The 18,608-nt window shown below is 55.1% G+C and carries 10 protein-coding genes and 4 pseudogenes; 7 read left to right on the forward strand and 7 right to left on the reverse strand.

What is annotated here, in order from left to right:
• Window positions 1–115: 115 nt before the first annotated feature.
• From thiC to thiH, 6 genes and pseudogenes are all read left to right on the forward strand, one after another.
• Window positions 116–2,053 (forward strand): annotated as a pseudogene (thiC, locus tag ACWWJF_RS08925) (phosphomethylpyrimidine synthase ThiC); the annotation flags it as partial.
• Between the two features lie 18 nt (window positions 2,054–2,071).
• Entirely contained in the window at window positions 2,072–2,716 is a 645-nt protein-coding gene (gene thiE, locus ACWWJF_RS08930) for a thiamine phosphate synthase (protein WP_455871005.1), read from the forward strand.
• Window positions 2,709–3,476, forward strand: coding sequence for a HesA/MoeB/ThiF family protein (locus ACWWJF_RS08935; RefSeq protein WP_455871006.1), 768 nt, complete (start codon window positions 2,709–2,711; stop codon window positions 3,474–3,476). The genes thiE and ACWWJF_RS08935 overlap by 8 nt, the downstream gene beginning before the upstream one ends.
• The gene (gene thiS, locus ACWWJF_RS08940; protein WP_455869248.1) at window positions 3,473–3,673 is read left to right on the forward strand and encodes a sulfur carrier protein ThiS; all 201 of its coding nucleotides are present in this window, start codon (window positions 3,473–3,475) and stop codon (window positions 3,671–3,673) included. The genes ACWWJF_RS08935 and thiS overlap by 4 nt, the downstream gene beginning before the upstream one ends.
• 1 nt (window position 3,674) lies before the next feature.
• Window positions 3,675–4,460, forward strand: coding sequence for a thiazole synthase (locus ACWWJF_RS08945; RefSeq protein ID WP_455869249.1), 786 nt, complete (start codon window positions 3,675–3,677; stop codon window positions 4,458–4,460).
• Window positions 4,457–5,578, forward strand: a complete 1,122-nt coding sequence (gene thiH, locus ACWWJF_RS08950; protein WP_455869250.1) for a 2-iminoacetate synthase ThiH — start codon at window positions 4,457–4,459, stop codon at window positions 5,576–5,578. The genes ACWWJF_RS08945 and thiH overlap by 4 nt, the downstream gene beginning before the upstream one ends.
• Window positions 5,579–5,799: 221 nt before the next feature.
• Here the strand turns inward: thiH and ACWWJF_RS08955 are convergent.
• The 3 genes and pseudogenes from ACWWJF_RS08955 to ACWWJF_RS08965 form a co-directional block, all read right to left on the reverse strand.
• Window positions 5,800–6,216, reverse strand: a pseudogene (locus ACWWJF_RS08955) (aminotransferase class I/II-fold pyridoxal phosphate-dependent enzyme); the annotation flags it as partial.
• Between the two features lie 40 nt (window positions 6,217–6,256).
• Window positions 6,257–6,361, reverse strand: a pseudogene (locus ACWWJF_RS08960) (integrase core domain-containing protein); the annotation flags it as partial.
• 6 nt (window positions 6,362–6,367) lie between these two features.
• Window positions 6,368–7,536 (reverse strand): IS3 family transposase gene (locus ACWWJF_RS08965; protein ID WP_455869251.1). Its coding sequence is split into 2 segments (ribosomal slippage): window positions 6,368–7,281 and window positions 7,281–7,536, totalling 1,170 coding nucleotides; the frame shifts between segments, so codons are not numbered across the junction.
• Window positions 7,537–7,590: 54 nt separating this feature from the next.
• Here ACWWJF_RS08965 and ACWWJF_RS08970 point away from each other — a divergent pair.
• Window positions 7,591–7,932 (forward strand): annotated as a pseudogene (locus ACWWJF_RS08970) (GlcG/HbpS family heme-binding protein); the annotation flags it as partial.
• A gap of 63 nt (window positions 7,933–7,995) precedes the next feature.
• Here the strand turns inward: ACWWJF_RS08970 and shiA are convergent.
• The 4 genes from shiA to rplL form a co-directional block, all read right to left on the reverse strand.
• Entirely contained in the window at window positions 7,996–9,342 is a 1,347-nt protein-coding gene (gene shiA, locus ACWWJF_RS08975; RefSeq protein ID WP_455869252.1) for a shikimate transporter, read from the reverse strand.
• A 209-nt stretch (window positions 9,343–9,551) separates the two neighbouring features.
• Window positions 9,552–13,775 (reverse strand): DNA-directed RNA polymerase subunit beta', encoded by a 4,224-nt coding sequence (rpoC, locus tag ACWWJF_RS08980; protein WP_455869253.1) that lies wholly within the window; start codon window positions 13,773–13,775, stop codon window positions 9,552–9,554.
• Between the two features lie 91 nt (window positions 13,776–13,866).
• A complete protein-coding gene (gene rpoB, locus ACWWJF_RS08985) occupies window positions 13,867–17,895 on the reverse strand; it encodes a DNA-directed RNA polymerase subunit beta (RefSeq protein WP_455871007.1) in 4,029 nt (1,342 codons plus the stop codon).
• 326 nt (window positions 17,896–18,221) lie between these two features.
• Window positions 18,222–18,587, reverse strand: a complete 366-nt coding sequence (rplL, locus tag ACWWJF_RS08990) for a 50S ribosomal protein L7/L12 (RefSeq protein ID WP_264626660.1) — start codon at window positions 18,585–18,587, stop codon at window positions 18,222–18,224.
• Between the last annotated feature and the right edge of the window lie 21 nt (window positions 18,588–18,608).

Below are 18,608 nucleotides of genomic sequence, written 5' to 3' on the forward strand. Positions count from 1 at the left end.
TATCACCGCCATGTTGTTACCGGCATAGCGCGTAAAATCGGGGCCAAGGCAACCATAATTACTCCCTGCGAGCTCCAGACAAGCATTTTTCCTTAACCATAATCAGGAACATGCTATGTCTCAATCACCCGCTACAACGCAAAAAACCCCGTCTGGCCGTCGCGAAAAGCGCGAAGCCGCCGAGGCGTTTATTCATAACTTGCGCGGCACCGCCTTCCCTAACTCCACGCGTATCTATCTTACTGGATCGCGCAGTGATATCCGTGTGCCGATGCGGGAAATCGCCCTTAGCCCAACGCTGTTAGGTGGCGACAAAGACAATCCTCGCTATGAACCTAACGAAGCCGTGCCGGTGTATGACACGGCGGGACCGTATGGCGATCCCGACGCACGGCCGAACGTGCGTACCGGGTTGGTCAAACTGCGTGCCGATTGGATTGCTGAACGTAACGACACCGAGCCACTTTCTGGCGTCAGTTCCCGTTTTACCCAGCAGCGATTGGCGGATGCAGGGTTAGATCACCTGCGCTTTGAACAGTTACCGCAGCCCAAACGCGCCCAGTCAGGCAAGTGCGTCACGCAGTTGCACTATGCGCGCCAAGGGATCATCACGCCGGAAATGGAGTTTATCGCCATCCGCGAGAACATGGGACGTAAGCGCATTCGCAGCGAAGTGTTGCGCCACCAGCACCCAGGACAAAGCTTTGGCGCGATCCTGCCGGACAACATCACCCCGGAATTTGTGCGCCAGGAAGTCGCCGCAGGCCGTGCCATCATCCCGTCCAACATCAATCACCCCGAATCTGAACCGATGATTATCGGGCGCAATTTTCTGGTCAAGGTGAACGCTAACATCGGCAACTCGGCGGTCACCTCGTCTATCGAGGAAGAGGTGGAAAAACTGGTCTGGTCCACGCTGTGGGGGGCCGATACGGTGATGGATCTCTCCACCGGACGCTATATTCACGAAACCCGCGAGTGGATACTGCGCAACAGCCCGGTACCAATTGGCACCGTTCCTATTTATCAGGCGCTGGAGAAGGTCAATGGTGTGGCGAAAAACCTCACGTGGGAAATGTTCCGCGATACGCTGCTTGAGCAAGCAGAGCAAGGGGTTGATTACTTCACCATTCACGCGGGGGTGCTGCTGCGCTATGTGCCGATGACCGCACAGCGCCTGACCGGCATCGTGTCGCGCGGCGGCTCCATCATGGCGAAGTGGTGCCTGTCGCACCATCAGGAGAACTTCCTTTACGTCCACTTCCGTGAAATTTGCGAGATTTGTGCAACCTACGATGTTGCCCTGTCGCTGGGCGATGGCTTGCGTCCCGGCTCCATTCAGGATGCCAACGATCAGGCACAGTTTGCCGAGCTGCATACCTTGGGTGAGCTGACCAAAATCGCCTGGGAGTATGACGTGCAAGTCATGATTGAAGGGCCGGGGCATGTGCCGATGCAGATGATTCGCCGCAACATGACCGAAGAGTTGGAGCACTGCCACGAAGCGCCGTTTTATACATTGGGGCCGCTGACCACCGATATCGCTCCCGGCTATGACCACTTCACTTCCGGTATCGGGGCCGCGATGATTGGCTGGTTCGGTTGCGCCATGCTCTGCTATGTTACACCGAAAGAACACCTTGGGCTGCCCAACAAAGAGGATGTGAAGCAGGGGCTTATCACCTACAAGATCGCCGCACATGCAGCCGATCTGGCGAAAGGACATCCCGGTGCGCAGATCCGCGATAACGCCATGTCCAAAGCACGCTTTGAGTTTCGTTGGGAAGACCAGTTCAATCTGGCGCTCGACCCGACAACCGCACGCGCCTATCACGATGAAACCTTGCCGCAAGAATCCGGCAAAGTTGCACACTTCTGTTCCATGTGCGGCCCCAAATTCTGCTCGATGAAAATTTCGCAGGAAGTGCGTGAATACGCGGCGAAAAATCCCGCCCCTGCCGTGGAAGCGCAGCCGATAGAAGTCGGCATAGCAGAGATGTCGGCCCAGTTCCGAGCGCGCGGCAGCGAGCTCTACCACAGTGCCACGACGCTGCTGGGGGGAGGAAGCCAAATGAATCTGGCATTTCCCGCGATCGCACCCCTGCTCGGACTTTATCCGGTAGTGGACAGTGTAACCTGGATCGAGCGCCTGCTCGGTGCTGGCGTAAAAACCATCCAGTTACGCATTAAGGACAAAACCGCAGAACAAGCTGAGACCGCCATCATGCAGGCCATCGCGCTCGGGCAGGATTATCAGGCACGCTTGTTTATTAACGATTTTTGGCAACTGGCCGTCAAACATCGGGCATACGGTGTGCATCTGGGTCAGGAGGATCTGGATAGCGCCGATCTAGAGGCGATCCGCAATGCGGGGCTACGTTTGGGGATTTCAACCCACGACGACGTGGAACTGGCTCGCGCCGTAGCGCTCAAACCGTCTTATATCGCCCTCGGGCATATCTTCCCGACACAAACCAAAGAGATGCCCTCCGCTCCGCAGGGCGTGAGCGAATTGAAGCGTCACATTGACGCGCTACAAGGGCGTTTCCCTACCGTGGCCATCGGCGGCATCAGTATCGACCGCGTGCCGAGCGTGCTGGCTACCGGCGTCGGCAGTATTGCAGTGGTCAGCGCAATCACGCAGGCCGCGGACTGGCGCCAGGCCACTGCCACCCTGCTCAGTCTGATTGAAAATCAGGAGGGTCATGATGCTTAACGATCCGGCACTGAGCGATCAAGAGTTCTTACGCTACAGCCGTCAATTGCTGCTGGAAGATATCGGCCCGGAAGGACAAGAAAGGCTGAAAAAATCTCGCGTGCTGCTGGTCGGCATGGGTGGGCTAGGAGCGCCCGCCGCGCTTTATCTCGCTGCCGCAGGGGTCGGCAGCTTGACGATCGCCGATGACGACCAATTGCATATTTCCAATCTACAACGGCAAATCCTCTACCGCACGCAGGATATTTCTCGCCCCAAAGCCACGCTCGCCAAACAGCAGCTCTTGGCACTCAACCCGTTAACCGAGGTGGTAACGTTTACTGAGCGTCTGGCGGGAGAAACACTACGCAGCGCCGTTCAACAGGCCGATCTGGTGCTGGATTGCAGTGACAACATGACAACACGCCACGCGATTAACGCCGCTTGCGTTCAGCAGCAAACGCCGCTGGTCAGCGGCAGTGCGGTTGGTTTTAGCGGACAGTTGCTGGTGCTAACGCCCCCCTATCCGCACGGCTGTTACGCCTGTCTCTATCCAGAAGCGACAGAACCGCAACGCAACTGCCGCACCGCCGGGGTACTCGGCCCGGTGGTCGGGGTCATCGGCACACTTCAGGCGCTGGAAGCCATCAAGCTACTGGCGGGGTTGCCTTCCGCGCTCAGCGGCAAACTGCGCCTGTTTGATGGCAAGCAACAGAGCTGGCAAACCTTTCAGTTAAGCCGTTCGGCGCGCTGCCCGATCTGTAAGGGTATCGCGGCATGAACATAACGCTGAACGACACCGCCATGGCATGCGATGAAGGCACCACGGTGGAAACCCTACTGGCGGGGTTGGGTCGCTTACAGCCCGGTACGGCGCTGGCGATAAACCAGACCATTGTGCCGCGTGACGAATGGGCGACACGACCCGTTTGCTCAGGCGACGATATTCTTCTTTTTCAGGCTATCGCAGGGGGTTGATATGTTGCAGATTGCCGATACTCGCTTTTCTTCCCGGTTATTAACCGGAACAGGTAAATTCGCTACCGCCGAACTGATGCATGCGGCGTTGCAGGCGTCGGGCTCTCAGTTAGTCACACTGGCCATGAAACGTGTTGACCTGAAAACCGGTAATGACGCCATTTTCGCACCGCTCAAGCAGCTTGGTGTGAAACTGTTGCCCAACACTTCAGGGGCGAAAACCGCAGATGAAGCCGTGTTCGCTGCACGGCTGGCGCGCGAAGCGCTGGGCACGCACTGGCTCAAACTGGAAATTCACCCCGATGCCAAATACCTGTTGCCCGACCCGATTGAAACCCTGCGCGCCGCTGAGCGCCTGGTCAAAGAGGGTTTTGTGGTGCTGCCTTACTGCGGCGCGGACCCGGTGCTGTGCAAGCGGCTGGAAGAGGCGGGTTGCGCCGCCGTGATGCCGTTGGGTGCGCCCATCGGCTCCAATCAGGGACTGCAAACTCGCGATTTCTTACGCATCATTATTGAACAGGCTACGGTACCCGTCGTGGTTGACGCAGGTATTGGTGCACCCAGTCACGCCACCGAGGCGCTGGAGATGGGGGCCGATGCGGTGCTGGTTAACACGGCTATTGCCGTGGCGCGCGACCCGGTGCAGATGGCCCACGCCTTTCGTTTAGCAGTAGAAGCGGGCGAACGGGCACGCCAGGCCGGGTTAGGCCAACGCCAGCACGTGGCGAGCGCCACCAGCCCGCTGACCGGCTTTCTTCATCAGACAACGTCGGAGGCGCAATCATGACGCGCGCTTTTCGTACCCGCTGGGAACAGCTCGATTGGGATGCCATCACTCTCGATATCAATAGCAAAACCGCCCACGATGTGGAACGGGCTCTCACCGCAACCACGCTCTCTCGTGACGATATGATGGCACTGCTTTCCCCGGTAGCGCGGCACTATCTGGAACCGCTGGCTGCACGGGCTCAGCAGCTTACCCGGCAACGCTTCGGTAATACCGTGGGCTTTTATGTTCCGCTCTACCTGTCAAACCTGTGCGCCAATGACTGCACCTACTGTGGTTTCTCCATGAGCAACCACATCAAGCGCAAGACCTTGAACCAAGAGGAAATCCTGCGCGAGATTGCCGCCATCAAAGCGCTGGGGTTTGACAACCTGCTGCTGGTCACGGGGGAACATCAACGTAAAGTTGGCATGGATTATTTTCGCGACATGTTGCCACTGATTCGGCCACACTTCAGCGCGCTAATGATGGAAGTGCAACCGATGGCGCAAGAGGATTACGCCGAGCTGAAAGGGCTGGGGCTGGACGGCGTGATGGTCTATCAGGAAACCTACCATCCGGTGACCTATCAGCAACATCACCTGCTCGGCAACAAGCAGGATTTTCATTGGCGCCTAGACACACCGGATCGCTTGGGCAGCGCTGGGATCGATAAGATCGGACTCGGCGCGTTGATTGGCTTATCGCACAGCTGGCGCACCGATTGCTATATGGTGGCGGAACACTTGCTGTATTTGCAGCAAACCTACTGGCAGAGTCGTTACTCCATCTCGTTTCCGCGCCTGCGGCCCTGTGCGGGCGGCATCACACCCGCGTCGATCATGGGCGAAGCGCAGTTACTGCAAGTGATTTGCGCATTCCGTCTGCTGGCACCCGACGTCGAATTGTCGTTATCTACCCGAGAATCCCCCTATTTTCGTGATAACGTGGTGCCTATTGCTATCAACAGCGTTAGTGCATTTTCCAAAACGCAGCCGGGAGGCTATGCAGACAATCGTTCCGAATTGGAGCAATTTTCCCCCCATGATAATCGCCGCCCGGAAGCCGTCGCACAGGCGTTAGCACAGGCCGGCCTGCAACCGGTATGGAAAGACTGGGATGGGTATTTGGGAAGGTAGTCGCATCATCAACATAACGCTGGATAAAGGGGCGAATAATGCCACTATTCGGCGATAAAACGGCCAAACCATGCACCCTCTGTTTATCGTTCGCTACGTAAATTGATGATGTTGACGACCTCGATGTGTCGACCAAAACCGAATTGTTCCATTCGGTTTTGCCCCCGCTGCCGATACAGGGTGGCGCTGTCGCCCTGTATCGGCCCTTCTTCGACATACACCTAGTGGTCGCTCACCGTATCTTCATGCAGCAGGTGTTCTGCCTGCTCGCCAATCACGCGTAGCATCTGCTGCATCTCATCGGTTAACGGCAGACCGTAGTGCACGCGCATACAGTTGCGGTATTTGCCGGACGCAGAGAACAACGAGCCAGAGGCTATCTGAATACCGGACTGACGTAGCAAGCTATTAAGCCGCAACGTATCGAAGGTTTCAGGAAACTCAATCCACATCAGAAATCCGCCTTGCGGTCGGCTAACACAGATTCCGCAGGGGAAATAGCGCCGCACCCAGCAGGTGAACGCATCGAGATTGCTTTTATAATAGGTACGCATCCGACGCACGTGGGGCTGATAGTGGCCCTGACGAATAAACTCTGCCACGGCTAATTGGGTATGGGTAACGGCATAGCCCGTGCTGGTTGATCTTGACCCACCATCTCCGGACAGCTTTTGTATCTTAAGTTAACGATGCCCGCTGGCGCCGATATTCTCTTGGGGAGTTGTATCCCAGCGCACTGTGCGGATGGTTTTCATTGTAATGATTGAACGCCGCTGCAAGGTGTAGTGGTCAACTAATATTGGCCACCGCATTAGACTGTATGTAGAACAGTCGCTCAGATTCGTTTGGAGTTAAGCCGCCGTTATACCAGTGAGGCCGGATAGCGCTGTAATACCCCGTGATGTAGCGGATAATCGCGTCCTGGGCTTCGCTGAAGCTGTTGTAACCCTTTGTCGGCACCCATTCTGTCTTCAGGCTGCGGAAGAACCGCTCCATTGGCGCATTATCCCAGCAGTTACCCCGCCGACTCATACTCTGCTTTATCCGGCAGCGCCACAGGGCTTGCCGGTATTGACGGCTGGTATAGTGGCTGCCCTGGTCGCTGTGGAACATGACTCCTGTTGGTTGTCCCCGGAGTTCCCAGGCCATCTGCAACGCTTTAACTGTCAGCGCCGAGTCCGGCGACGTCGACATGGCCCAGCCCACCGGTTTGCGGGCGAACAGATCTAGCACCTCCGCAAGGTAAGCCCAGCATTTGCCCGTCCAGATGTAGGTCACATCGCCGCACCAGACCTGATCCGGCGCGGTAACCGCGAACTGGCGGTTGAGATAGTTCGGTATTTCAACGTGTTCATTGCCGCCGCGTTTGTATTTGTGAGCCGGTCGCTGGCAGCTGGCGATACCCAGCTCCTTCATCAGCTTGCCAGCCAGCCAGCGCCCCATTTTGACACCGGAGCTGCCGGTGACGATGGTCGCGATACTTCGAGCGCCGGCAGAGCCGCCGCTGGCGTTCCAGGCTTCCATGACGCGGCTACACTTAACCACGCGCTCACCGTCGGGTTCATTAGCGGAAGCCTGCCAGTGCCTATAGCTGCTGCGATGTACCTCAAAAGTTTGGCACAACGCCGTGACCGGGTATCGCGCCCTCAGCCTGTCGACTACCGTGAACCGTTGAGTGAGTCCGACATTAAGAGCGCCGTAGCCTTTTTTAGGATTTCGTTCTCCATTTCAAGGCATTGGACTTTTTTCTTCATCTCACGCAGCTCGAGCTGTTCAGGGGTAAGAGGAAGTCCCGTTGGCGTTTTTCCCTGTCGTTCAAGGCGAAGCTTATTGACCCAGCGACTAATGGCAGAATGGCTGACATTAACCGCCTCTGCGGCCTTAACGTATGTGTAGCCGTGGTCGACAACCAGCTTTGCGGCTTCGAGCTTAAATTCCGCCGTAAAATGTTTACCCATGAGGTCACCTGTCGTGTTGATGAGGTGAGCATATCACCTCCGCTCAGGTGGCCAGTATCAGTGTGCCACTACAATCGTGCTGGCGTAGTGAAGCTGGCCAAACGCATGGACAACGCCGGCCCGCATACCCTCGAAGCCAGCCGGATGAAGGCGTTTACCGCACTCACCACGAAAGCGCCTACGGAAAACGTGATGAAAAACGCCCAGGCGAATGCTGAAGCGCAAAATCTGCGTGATATTCCAGGTTTTTTATTGCTGGCGGGTGGCGTGCCGGTAAAAGTGGAGGATCAAACCATTGGGGCGATTGGCATTGGTGGCGCGCCCTCGGGCAGTATCGACCAACAGTGTGCGCTGGATGCGATCGAGGCGGTCAAAGCCCAACTTGGCGCAAAATAACGGAAGAGACCGTAACGTACAGCACTATCGCGTTACGGTCTTTATTCGCTCTTAATCCGTTGATTACGGCTTCATACTCATCCCGACCACAGCAGAGATCAGGCACCCTATCGCCAGATAACCCGCAACGCCGTACCAAGCACCGGAGAACCCGGTCACCAGCAACACGGCGATAAACGGCGTAAAGCCACCGCCCACCACGCTCGCGACCTGATAACCCACGCCTGCACCGCTATAGCGGTAGGCGGTACCAAACAGTTCGGTAAACATCGGCTGCTGTACGCTGACGATCATATCATGCGCGACATTCGCCAGCAGAATAGCGAACAGCAGGATCAGCACCGTGTTGTGATGCTCCAGCGCGATAAAGAACGGAACTGCACTGGCCGCACCGATCAGCGCTCCGGTAACATAGATACGACGACGGCCGAAGCTGTCAGCCAGCCAGGCGAAAGCGGGAATAGAGAAACAGCTGATTGCCCCCACCAGCAGACCGATATTCAGGAACATATAGCGCGACAAACCGAGATGTGCGGTTGAGTAGTTCAACGCAAAGGCCGTTACGATATACATCGTCAACAGTTCGCCAAGGCGCAAGGCAATGATCAGTAGAAATGCTTTTGGATGTTTGCGCAATGCTTCAAAAATAGGGAAAGAGCGCAGTTTGTTAGCGCGTTCTTGCAGCGTTTTATTGGCTTCAAACTCCTGGGATTCATCCATGCCGTTACGCACCCACCAGGCAATGGCAACCAGTATCAGGCTGAACAGGAACGGCAGCCGCCAGCCCCAGGTCACAAACTCCTCGTTGGTCGTCCAATGACTGACGACAGAAATAGACCCTGTCGCCAGCAGCAAGCCGACACCATAACCGACCTGCACGCCGCTACTGTAAAAGGCTTTCTTCTTCGGCGCGCTTTCTACCGCAAGCAACGCTGCACCGCCCCACTCGCCGCCGACAGCAAACCCTTGAATGGCGCGCAGGGTGACCAGCAACACCGGAGCCCACCAGCCGATAGACGCAAATGAAGGCAACAGGCCGATGAACGCGGTGGCGATCCCCATCATCCACACGGTGATCATCAGCATGCGTTTACGACCCAGACGATCGCCGAAGTGACCAAACACCATGCCGCCCAGCGGGCGGAACAAGAAGCCAACGCCAAAAGTCCCGAATGCCGCCAACGTGCCCATGGTCGGGCTTATCTGTGGGAAAAATTCGGTGTTAAACACCAAAGCGGCAACTATTCCGTACAGTAGAAAATCATACCAGTCGACAACGGCGCCGACAAAACTTCCCCATGCAGCACGACGAGTCCGGTTATGTGTATGGCTTTCAGGCAGGGATTGTGAGCTGTTGTGGTTTGCTGCGCTATCGCTCTGCGGCGACATTGGTGTGCTTGTGCTGTTCATGTTCGTCTCGTTATTTTAAATTTACACAACTGTACACTATTTATTACTCAAAAGAAATTCATATCATGGTTACAAAAGTATGATTAAGAAGTATGCGTGACGAAGGGGAGCAAGTCTGCTTTTTTTCTGTGTACTCGCAGGCTGAGAGATAAAAAAAACCCCGGCCAACGGACCGGGGTTTAGACGTTTAAGCGTTATCGGTAGATAGCTTATTCGTCGTCGCTGCTACCAAAGCCTGCGTTCAGCAGCTCAGCCAGGTTTGCAGAAGCTTCATCAGCACTCACCGGAGCGACTGCTGGCACTTCGCCCGCATGACGGCGACGCATGCGATCCTGGTGGTACGCATAACCGGTACCGGCTGGGATCAGACGACCCACGATGACGTTCTCTTTCAGACCGCGCAGTTCGTCGCGTTTACCCGCAACGGCCGCTTCCGTCAACACGCGCGTCGTTTCCTGGAACGATGCCGCAGAGATGAAGGATTCGGTTGCCAGAGATGCCTTGGTGATACCCAGCAGGTCACGGTGGTACGTAGCCGGGATCTTGCCATCCGCTTCCAACTGACGGTTGGCGATCTTGATGCGCGACACTTCTGCCTGCTCGCCTTCCAGGAACTCGGAGCTACCCGCGCTGGCAATGGTCCCTTTACGCAGCATCTGACGAACGATAACTTCGATGTGTTTATCGTTAATCTTAACGCCTTGCAGACGGTAAACTTCCTGCACTTCGTTGGTGATGTAACGGGTTACCGCATGCACACCACGCAAACGCAGAATATCGTGCGCCGATTCCGGACCGTCAGAAACCACATCGCCACGTTCTACGCGTTCACCTTCAAACACGTTGAGCTGACGCCATTTCGGAATCATCTCTTCGTAAGCATCGCTGCCATCCAACGGAGATATCAACAGACGACGTTTGCCTTTGGTCTCTTTACCGAAGGAAATGATACCGGTGATTTCAGCCAGGATAGCCGGTTCTTTCGGACGACGCGCTTCGAACAGGTCGGCAACGCGCGGCAGACCACCGGTGATGTCCTTGGTACCGCCGGATTCCTGCGGAATACGAGCCAGGGTGTCACCGGCACCGATCTGAGAGCCATCTTCCAACTGAACGATCGCTTTGCCCGGCAGGAAGTACTGTGCCGGCATGTCGGTGCCCGGGATCAATACATCGTTACCTTTGGCATCCACGATTTTCAGTGCCGGACGCATATCTTTACCACCACCGGTACGTTCTGCACTGTCCAGAACCACGATGGAGGACAGACCGGTCAGTTCGTCAGTCTGACGAGTAATCGTCTGACCGTCGATCATGTCGGTGAAGCGAATGCTACCGCCCACTTCGGTGATAACTGGCATGGTATGCGGATCCCATTTTGCGACGGTTTCACCGCCGGTCACTTCGTCACCGTTGCCTTTGCCCATTACCGCACCGTATGGCACTTTGTAGCTTTCTTTGGTACGACCGAATTCGTCGATCAGTTTCAGTTCGGTGTTACGCGAGGTGATAACCAGCTTGCCCGCTGCGTTCTTAACGAACTTGGCGCTGGACAGTTTCAGGCTACCTTTGTTTTTCACCTGAATGCTGGATTCAGCCGCCGCACGCGATGCCGCACCACCGATGTGGAACGTACGCATGGTCAGCTGAGTACCCGGTTCACCGATGGACTGTGCTGCGATAACCCCGATGGCCTCACCTTTGTTGATGATGTGACCACGTGCCAGGTCGCGACCGTAACACTTGGCGCACACGCCGAAGTCGGTTTCACAACTTACCACAGAGCGAACTTTAACGGCGTCGACGGAATTTTCTTCCAGCAGGTCACACCATTGTTCGTCCAGCAGCGTGTTACGCGCTACCAGAATGTCAGCGGTGCCCGGCTTCAGAACATCTTCAGCCGTTACACGACCCAGTACGCGCTCACGCAGCGGCTCTTTAACGTCGCCACCTTCGATAACCGGAGTCATCATGATGCCTTCGTGCGTGCCGCAATCGTCCTCGGTCACTACCAGATCCTGTGCCACGTCAACCAAACGACGGGTCAGGTAACCGGAGTTCGCTGTCTTCAACGCGGTATCCGCCAAACCTTTACGCGCACCGTGCGTGGAGATGAAGTACTGGAGTACGTTCAGACCTTCACGGAAGTTCGCGGTGATCGGCGTTTCGATGATGGAGCCATCCGGCTTCGCCATCAGACCACGCATACCGGCCAACTGACGAATCTGTGCCGCAGAACCACGCGCACCGGAGTCAGCCATCATAAAGATGCTGTTAAAGGAAACCTGACGCTCTTCTTCGCCATCACGGTTGATAACGGTTTCGGTCGAGAGGTTTTCCATCATCGCTTTGGCCACGCGCTCGTTAGCAGCGGCCCAAATGTCGATGACTTTGTTGTAGCGTTCGCCAGCGGTTACCAGACCAGACTGGAACTGTTCCTGGATTTCAGCAACTTCGGCTTCCGCTTCGTTGATGATTTCCACTTTCTTCGCCGGGATGACCATATCGTCGATACCAACAGAAGAACCGGAACGCGCTGCATAGGCGAAACCGGTGTACATGATCTGGTCAGCGAAGATAACGGTCGGCTTCAGTCCCAGCACGCGGTAACAGGTATTGAGCATCTTGGAGATGGCTTTTTTACCCAGCGCCTGGTTAACGATTGAGTACGGCAGACCTTTCGGCACGATCATCCACAGGATGGAACGGCCCACAGTGGTGTCGATCAGGCTGGTTTTAGCCACCCACTCACCCTGCGCATTCTTCTCATGCTCGGTGATACGCACTTTAACGCGCGCATGCAGCGAGGCCAGACCCGCACGGTAGATACGTTCTGCTTCTTTCGGACCGGTCAGCACCATGCCTTCGCCTTTGGCGTTAACACAGTCACGGGTCATGTAGTACAGACCCAATACCACGTCCTGAGACGGAACGATGATAGGTTCGCCGTTCGCCGGAGACAGAATGTTGTTGGTCGACATCATCAGCGCACGCGCTTCCAACTGGGCTTCCAGCGTCAGCGGTACGTGAACAGCCATCTGGTCACCGTCGAAGTCGGCGTTATACGCCGCACACACCAGCGGGTGCAACTGAATGGCTTTACCTTCGATCAGAACCGGTTCGAACGCCTGAATACCCAAACGGTGCAGGGTCGGCGCACGGTTCAGCAGTACCGGGTGTTCGCGGATAACTTCATCCAGGATATCCCAAACCACGGCTTCTTCACGCTCAACCATTTTCTTGGCGGCTTTGATGGTGGTAGCAAGACCACGCAGTTCCATCTTGCCGTAGATGAACGGTTTGAACAGTTCGAGTGCCATTTTCTTCGGCAGACCGCACTGGTGCAGACGCAGGTACGGACCTACGGTAATAACGGAACGACCGGAGTAGTCCACGCGCTTACCGAGCAGGTTCTGACGGAAACGACCCTGCTTACCTTTGATCATGTCGGCCAAAGATTTCAGCGGACGCTTGTTGGAGCCGGTAATCGCACGACCGCGACGACCGTTATCCAGCAGGGCATCTACCGCTTCTTGCAGCATACGTTTTTCGTTACGTACGATGATATCCGGCGCAGCCAGATCCAGCAGACGTTTCAAACGATTGTTTCGGTTGATCACGCGACGATACAGATCGTTCAGATCTGAGGTTGCGAAACGACCACCGTCCAGCGGAACCAGCGGACGCAGATCCGGCGGCAACACAGGCAGCACGGTCAGGATCATCCACTCCGGCTTGTTGCCAGACTGTACGAACGCTTCCAGCAGCTTGATGCGCTTGGTCAGCTTTTTACGCTTGGTTTCAGAGTTGGTTTCGTTCAACTCTTCGCGCAGCTGTTCGCATTCCTGTTCCAGATCAATGTTTTTCAACAGGGCTTGGATCGCTTCGGCACCCATCTTGGCGTCGAATTCGTCACCGAACTCTTCCAACGCGTCCAGATACTGCTCTTCAGTCAGGATCTGACGTTTTTCCAGGTTGGTCATGCCGCCTTCAATCACCACATAGGATTCGAAGTACAGCACGCGTTCGATATCGCGCAGCGGCATATCCAGCAGCAAGCCGATACGGGACGGCAGTGATTTCAGGAACCAGATGTGCGCAGTCGGAGACGCCAGCTCGATGTGGCCCATGCGCTCACGGCGCACTTTGGTTTGGGTCACTTCAACGCCGCATTTCTCACAGATAACGCCACGGTGTTTCAAGCGCTTGTACTTACCGCACAGGCACTCATAGTCTTTCACTGGCCCGAAGATACGGGCGCAGAACAGACCGTCACGTTCAGGTTTGAACGTACGGTAGTTAATGGTTTCCGGCTTTTTAACTTCACCGAAAGACCAGGAACGAATCATGTCTGGCGATGCCAGCGCAATTTTGATCGCATCAAACTCTTCGGTCTTGGTTTGCGCTTTCAGAAACTTTAATAAGTCTTTCACGGATTGGCTCCCGTCGGAGTTAGACCTGTTGGATGCCTGAGCCGAAGCTCAGGCACTCCTTTACACGAGCAAAGCGTACCAGCGAGCAGGATTAACCTTCTTCCAGCTCGATGTTGATACCCAGCGAGCGGATTTCTTTCAACAGTACGTTGAAGGACTCCGGCATGCCCGGTTCCATACGATGGTCACCATCCACGATGTTTTTATACATCTTGGTACGGCCGTTGACGTCATCGGATTTCACCGTCAGCATTTCCTGAAGGGTATAAGCTGCGCCATACGCTTCCAGCGCCCACACTTCCATCTCACCGAAGCGTTGACCACCGAACTGGGCTTTACCACCCAACGGCTGCTGGGTTACCAGGCTGTAAGAACCGGTAGAACGCGCGTGCATCTTGTCGTCAACCAAGTGGTTCAGTTTCAGCATGTACATGTAACCGACGGTTACTGAACGCTCAAACTGTTCACCGGTACGACCATCGAACAGCGTGATCTGACCGGAGGTCGGCAGACCACCCAGCGTCAGCAGTTCTTTGATCTCGGACTCTTTGGCACCGTCGAACACTGGCGTTGCCAGCGGCATCCCTTTCTTCAGGTTATCCGCCAGACGCAACACTTCATCATCAGTGAAGGTGTTCAGGTCGACTTTTTGACGCACGTCGTTGCCCAGATCGTAGGCTTTCTGGATGAATTCGCGCAGTTTAGCCACTTCTTCCTGACGTTTCAGCATGGCGTTGATCTTCTCGCCGATACCTTTAGCCGCCATACCCAGGTGAGTTTCCAGAATCTGACCGATGTTCATACGCGATGGAACGCCCAGCGGGTTCAATACGATATCGACCGGCGTACCGTTCTCATCGTAAGGCATGTCCTCGATCGGGTTGATCTTGGAGATAACACCCTTGTTACCGTGACGGCCTGCCATCTTGTCACCCGGTTGAATCTGACGTTTAACAGCCAGATACACCTTGACGATCTTCAGGACGCCCGGAGCCAGATCGTCGCCTTGCGTGATCTTGCGGCGCTTCGCTTCGAGTTTTTTCTCGAATTCGTGTTTCAGCTCATCGTACTGCTCGGCAAGCTGTTCCAACTGATTTTGTTTCTCTTCATCAGTCAGACCCAGTTCCAACCAACGCTCACGCGGCAGCTTGTCCAGCTTGTCTGCTTCCACGCCGCCGGAGACCAGCACAGCGTGAATACGGGCAAACAGACCGGCTTCGAGGATCTGCAATTCTTCCGTCAGGTCTTTTTTGGCCTGCTTCAGTTGCATCTCTTCGATTTCCAGCGCACGTTTGTCTTTTTCCACGCCATCGCGGGTAAAGACCTGAACGTCGATAACCGTACCGGATACGCCGTTCGGCACACGCAGGGAAGAGTCTTTAACGTCAGACGCTTTCTCACCGAAGATCGCGCGCAGCAGTTTCTCTTCCGGCGTCAGTTGAGTTTCGCCTTTCGGCGTCACTTTACCGACCAGAATGTCGCCGCCCGTTACTTCAGCACCGATATACACGATACCGGACTCATCCAGTTTGGAGAGCGCAGCTTCACCCACGTTCGGGATGTCGGCAGTGATCTCTTCTGGCCCCAGCTTGGTGTCACGAGACACACACGCCAGTTCCTGAATGTGGATAGAGGTGAAACGGTCTTCCTGCACCACACGCTCGGACACGAGGATGGAGTCTTCGAAGTTGTAGCCGTTCCAAGGCATGAACGCAACGCGCATGTTCTGACCCAGCGCCAGCTCACCCAGATCGGTAGACGGGCCGTCAGCCAGCACATCGCCACGTTCAACTGGCTCACCCAGAGACACACACGGCATCTGGTTGATACAGGTGTTCTGGTTAGAACGGGTGTATTTGGTCAGGTTGTAGATGTCGATGCCCGCTTCGTCCGGATACATCTCGTCTTCGTTAACTTTGATAACGATACGGGATGCGTCGACGTACTGTACGGTACCGCCGCGTTTGGCAACGGCAGTTACACCGGAGTCAACGGCCACAGCGCGTTCCATACCAGTACCTACCAGCGGCTTGTCAGCGCGCAGGGTCGGAACAGCCTGACGTTGCATGTTCGCACCCATCAGGGCGCGGTTGGCGTCATCGTGTTCCAGGAACGGGATCAGAGATGCACCGACGGAAACCACCTGCTGGGTGGAAACGTCCATGTAGTCAACCTGATCGCGGCTGAACAAGCTGGATTCGCCTTTGCTACGGCAGGTCACCAGATCGTCAACGAAATGCCCTTCTTCGTCGAGGTTGGTGTTCGCCTGTGCAATAACGTAGTTACCTTCTTCAATCGCGGACAGGTAATGGATTTCATCCGTTACCACACCGTCACGCACCAGACGATACGGGGTTTCAAGGAAACCGTATTCGTTGGTTTGCGCGTACACGGACAGCGAGTTGATAAGACCGATGTTCGGACCTTCCGGCGTTTCGATAGGACATACGCGACCGTAGTGGGTCGGGTGTACGTCACGCACTTCAAAGCCAGCGCGTTCACGGGTCAGGCCACCTGGGCCCAACGCGGAGATACGGCGTTTGTGCGTAATTTCGGACAGCGGGTTGTTCTGGTCCATAAACTGGGACAGCTGGCTGGAACCGAAGAACTCTTTCACCGCCGCCGAAATCGGCTTAGCGTTGATCATGTCCTGCGGCATCAGGGTATCCAGATCGCCCAGGGACAGACGCTCTTTCACCGCACGCTCTACGCGCACCAGGCCAACGCGGAATTGGTTTTCCGCCATTTCGCCCACGGAACGGATACGACGGTTGCCCAAGTGGTCGATATCATCGACTTCACCGGAACCGTTACGGATATCGATGAGCTTCTTCATCACCTGAATGATGTCGTCTTTGCTCAGGATACCGGAACCTTCGATCTCATCGCGCAGCAGGGAGCGGTTAAACTTCATGCGGCCCACAGCGGACAGATCGTAACGATCTTCAGAGAAGAACAGGTTCTCAAACAGCGTTTCTGCGGCTTCACGTGTCGGCGGCTCGCCCGGACGCATCATGCGATAGATTTCAACCAGCGAGCTCAGGCGATCGTTGGTCGGGTCTACACGCAGTGTTTCGGAGATGTACGGGCCGTGATCCAGATCGTTGGTGAAAAGGGTCTCAATGCGCTTATGGCCTGCCTGGCTCAGTTTAGCCAGCAGATCCAGCGACAGCTCCATGTTCGCCACACCGATCAGTTCGCCGGTGCCTGCGTCTACATAGTCTTTCGCCAGCACTTTCCCGGCGATGTATTCGACCGGTACTTCAATGCGCTCTACGCTGTCTTTTTCCAACTGGCGAATGTGGCGCGCAGTGATACGACGGCCTTTTTCAACGTACACTTTGCCATTGGCTTCGATGTCGAACGAGGCGGTTTCACCGCGTAGGCGCTCAGGCACCAGATCCATTTGCAGCTTGTTGCCGTTGATCTCGTAGACAATTTTGTCGAAGAACAGGTCCAGGATTTCTTCAGCCGAGAAGCCCAGCGCGCGCAAAATGATGGTCGCTGGCAGTTTACGGCGACGGTCGATACGCACAAACAGGTTATCTTTCGGATCGAACTCGAAATCCAGCCAGGAACCACGGTAAGGGATAATTCGTGCGTTATACAGCACTTTACCGGAAGAGTGGGTTTTACCCTTGTCGCTGTCAAAGAACACGCCCGGACTACGGTGCAACTGAGAAACGATAACGCGCTCAGTACCGTTGATAACAAAGGTCCCGTTTTCGGTCATGAGCGGAATTTCACCCATGTACACTTCTTGTTCTTTGATGTCTTTTACGGTGCCTTCCGGCGCTTCGCGCTCGTAGATCACCAGACGCAGCTTGACGCGCAGCGGTGCTGAGAAGGTCACCCCGCGAATCTGACACTCTTTGACGTCAAATACGGGCTCACCCAAACGGTAGCTTACGTATTGCAGCTCAGAGCTACCACTGTAGCTTGAAATTGGGAATACGGAACGGAATGCGGCTTCCAGACCGTACTGGCCTTCCGGATCTTGCTCGATGAACTTCTGAAACGAGTCAAGCTGGATAGAAAGGAGATAAGGTATGTCCAACACTTGCGGACGTTTACCAAAATCCTTACGAATGCGTTTTTTCTCGGTATAGGAGTAAACCATGGGGTTCCTCAGCTCGCTGAAAAGTAAGAACCACTTGCTCGTCCTGACAGGACGGTTCATTGCTACACGATTTTGTTGATCGAAAGGCAATCCGCCCTTCGTTAATACGTCTTTCTATCACTCTTAAATCATTTCATTGCTTTTGCACAGGCAGGGAACACAGGCTGGAAAGCAGTATATTAAGGCGTCGATAGAAAAAAATATTGGGATAATCCGTGGCCAAACGGTGCGAAACACCACAGATGCCCTACAGCGCAAAAAGGCTGGTGACCAAAAAGTCACCAGCCATCAGCCTGAAAACTCAGGCTGCAACCGGAAGGGTTGGCTTATTTAACTTCAACTTCAGCGCCAGCTTCTTCCAGAGATTTCTTCAGAGCTTCAGCGTCATCTTTGCTCACGCCTTCTTTCAGCGCAGCAGGTGCAGACTCAACTAGGTCTTTCGCTTCTTTCAGACCCAGGCCAGTTGCGCCACGAACAGCTTTGATTACGGCAACTTTGTTAGCGCCGATAGCTTTCAGGATAACGTCGAATTCAGTTTTCTCTTCAGCAGCTTCAACCGGGCCAGCAGCAACAGCTACAGCAGCGGCAGCAGAAACGCCGAATTTTTCTTCCATAGCAGAGATCAGCTCAACAACGTCCATTACGGACATAGCGGCAACTGCTTCGATAATTTGATCTTTAGTGATAGACATGACAATTGTTCCTAACAATCA

Source organism: Symbiopectobacterium sp. Eva_TO (genome assembly GCF_053848865.1).

Coding starts and splice junctions, on each gene's coding strand:
- thiE (WP_455871005.1), top strand. CDS start 2,072: ATGAATCTGGCATTTCCCGCGATCGCACCCCTGCTCGGACTTTATCCG.
- ACWWJF_RS08935 (WP_455871006.1), top strand. CDS start 2,709: ATGCTTAACGATCCGGCACTGAGCGATCAAGAGTTCTTACGCTACAGC.
- thiS (WP_455869248.1), top strand. CDS start 3,473: ATGAACATAACGCTGAACGACACCGCCATGGCATGCGATGAAGGCACC.
- ACWWJF_RS08945 (WP_455869249.1), top strand. CDS start 3,675: ATGTTGCAGATTGCCGATACTCGCTTTTCTTCCCGGTTATTAACCGGA.
- thiH (WP_455869250.1), top strand. CDS start 4,457: ATGACGCGCGCTTTTCGTACCCGCTGGGAACAGCTCGATTGGGATGCC.
- shiA (WP_455869252.1), bottom strand. CDS start 9,342: ATGAACAGCACAAGCACACCAATGTCGCCGCAGAGCGATAGCGCAGCA.
- rpoB (WP_455871007.1), bottom strand. CDS start 17,895: ATGGTTTACTCCTATACCGAGAAAAAACGCATTCGTAAGGATTTTGGT.
- rplL (WP_264626660.1), bottom strand. CDS start 18,587: ATGTCTATCACTAAAGATCAAATTATCGAAGCAGTTGCCGCTATGTCC.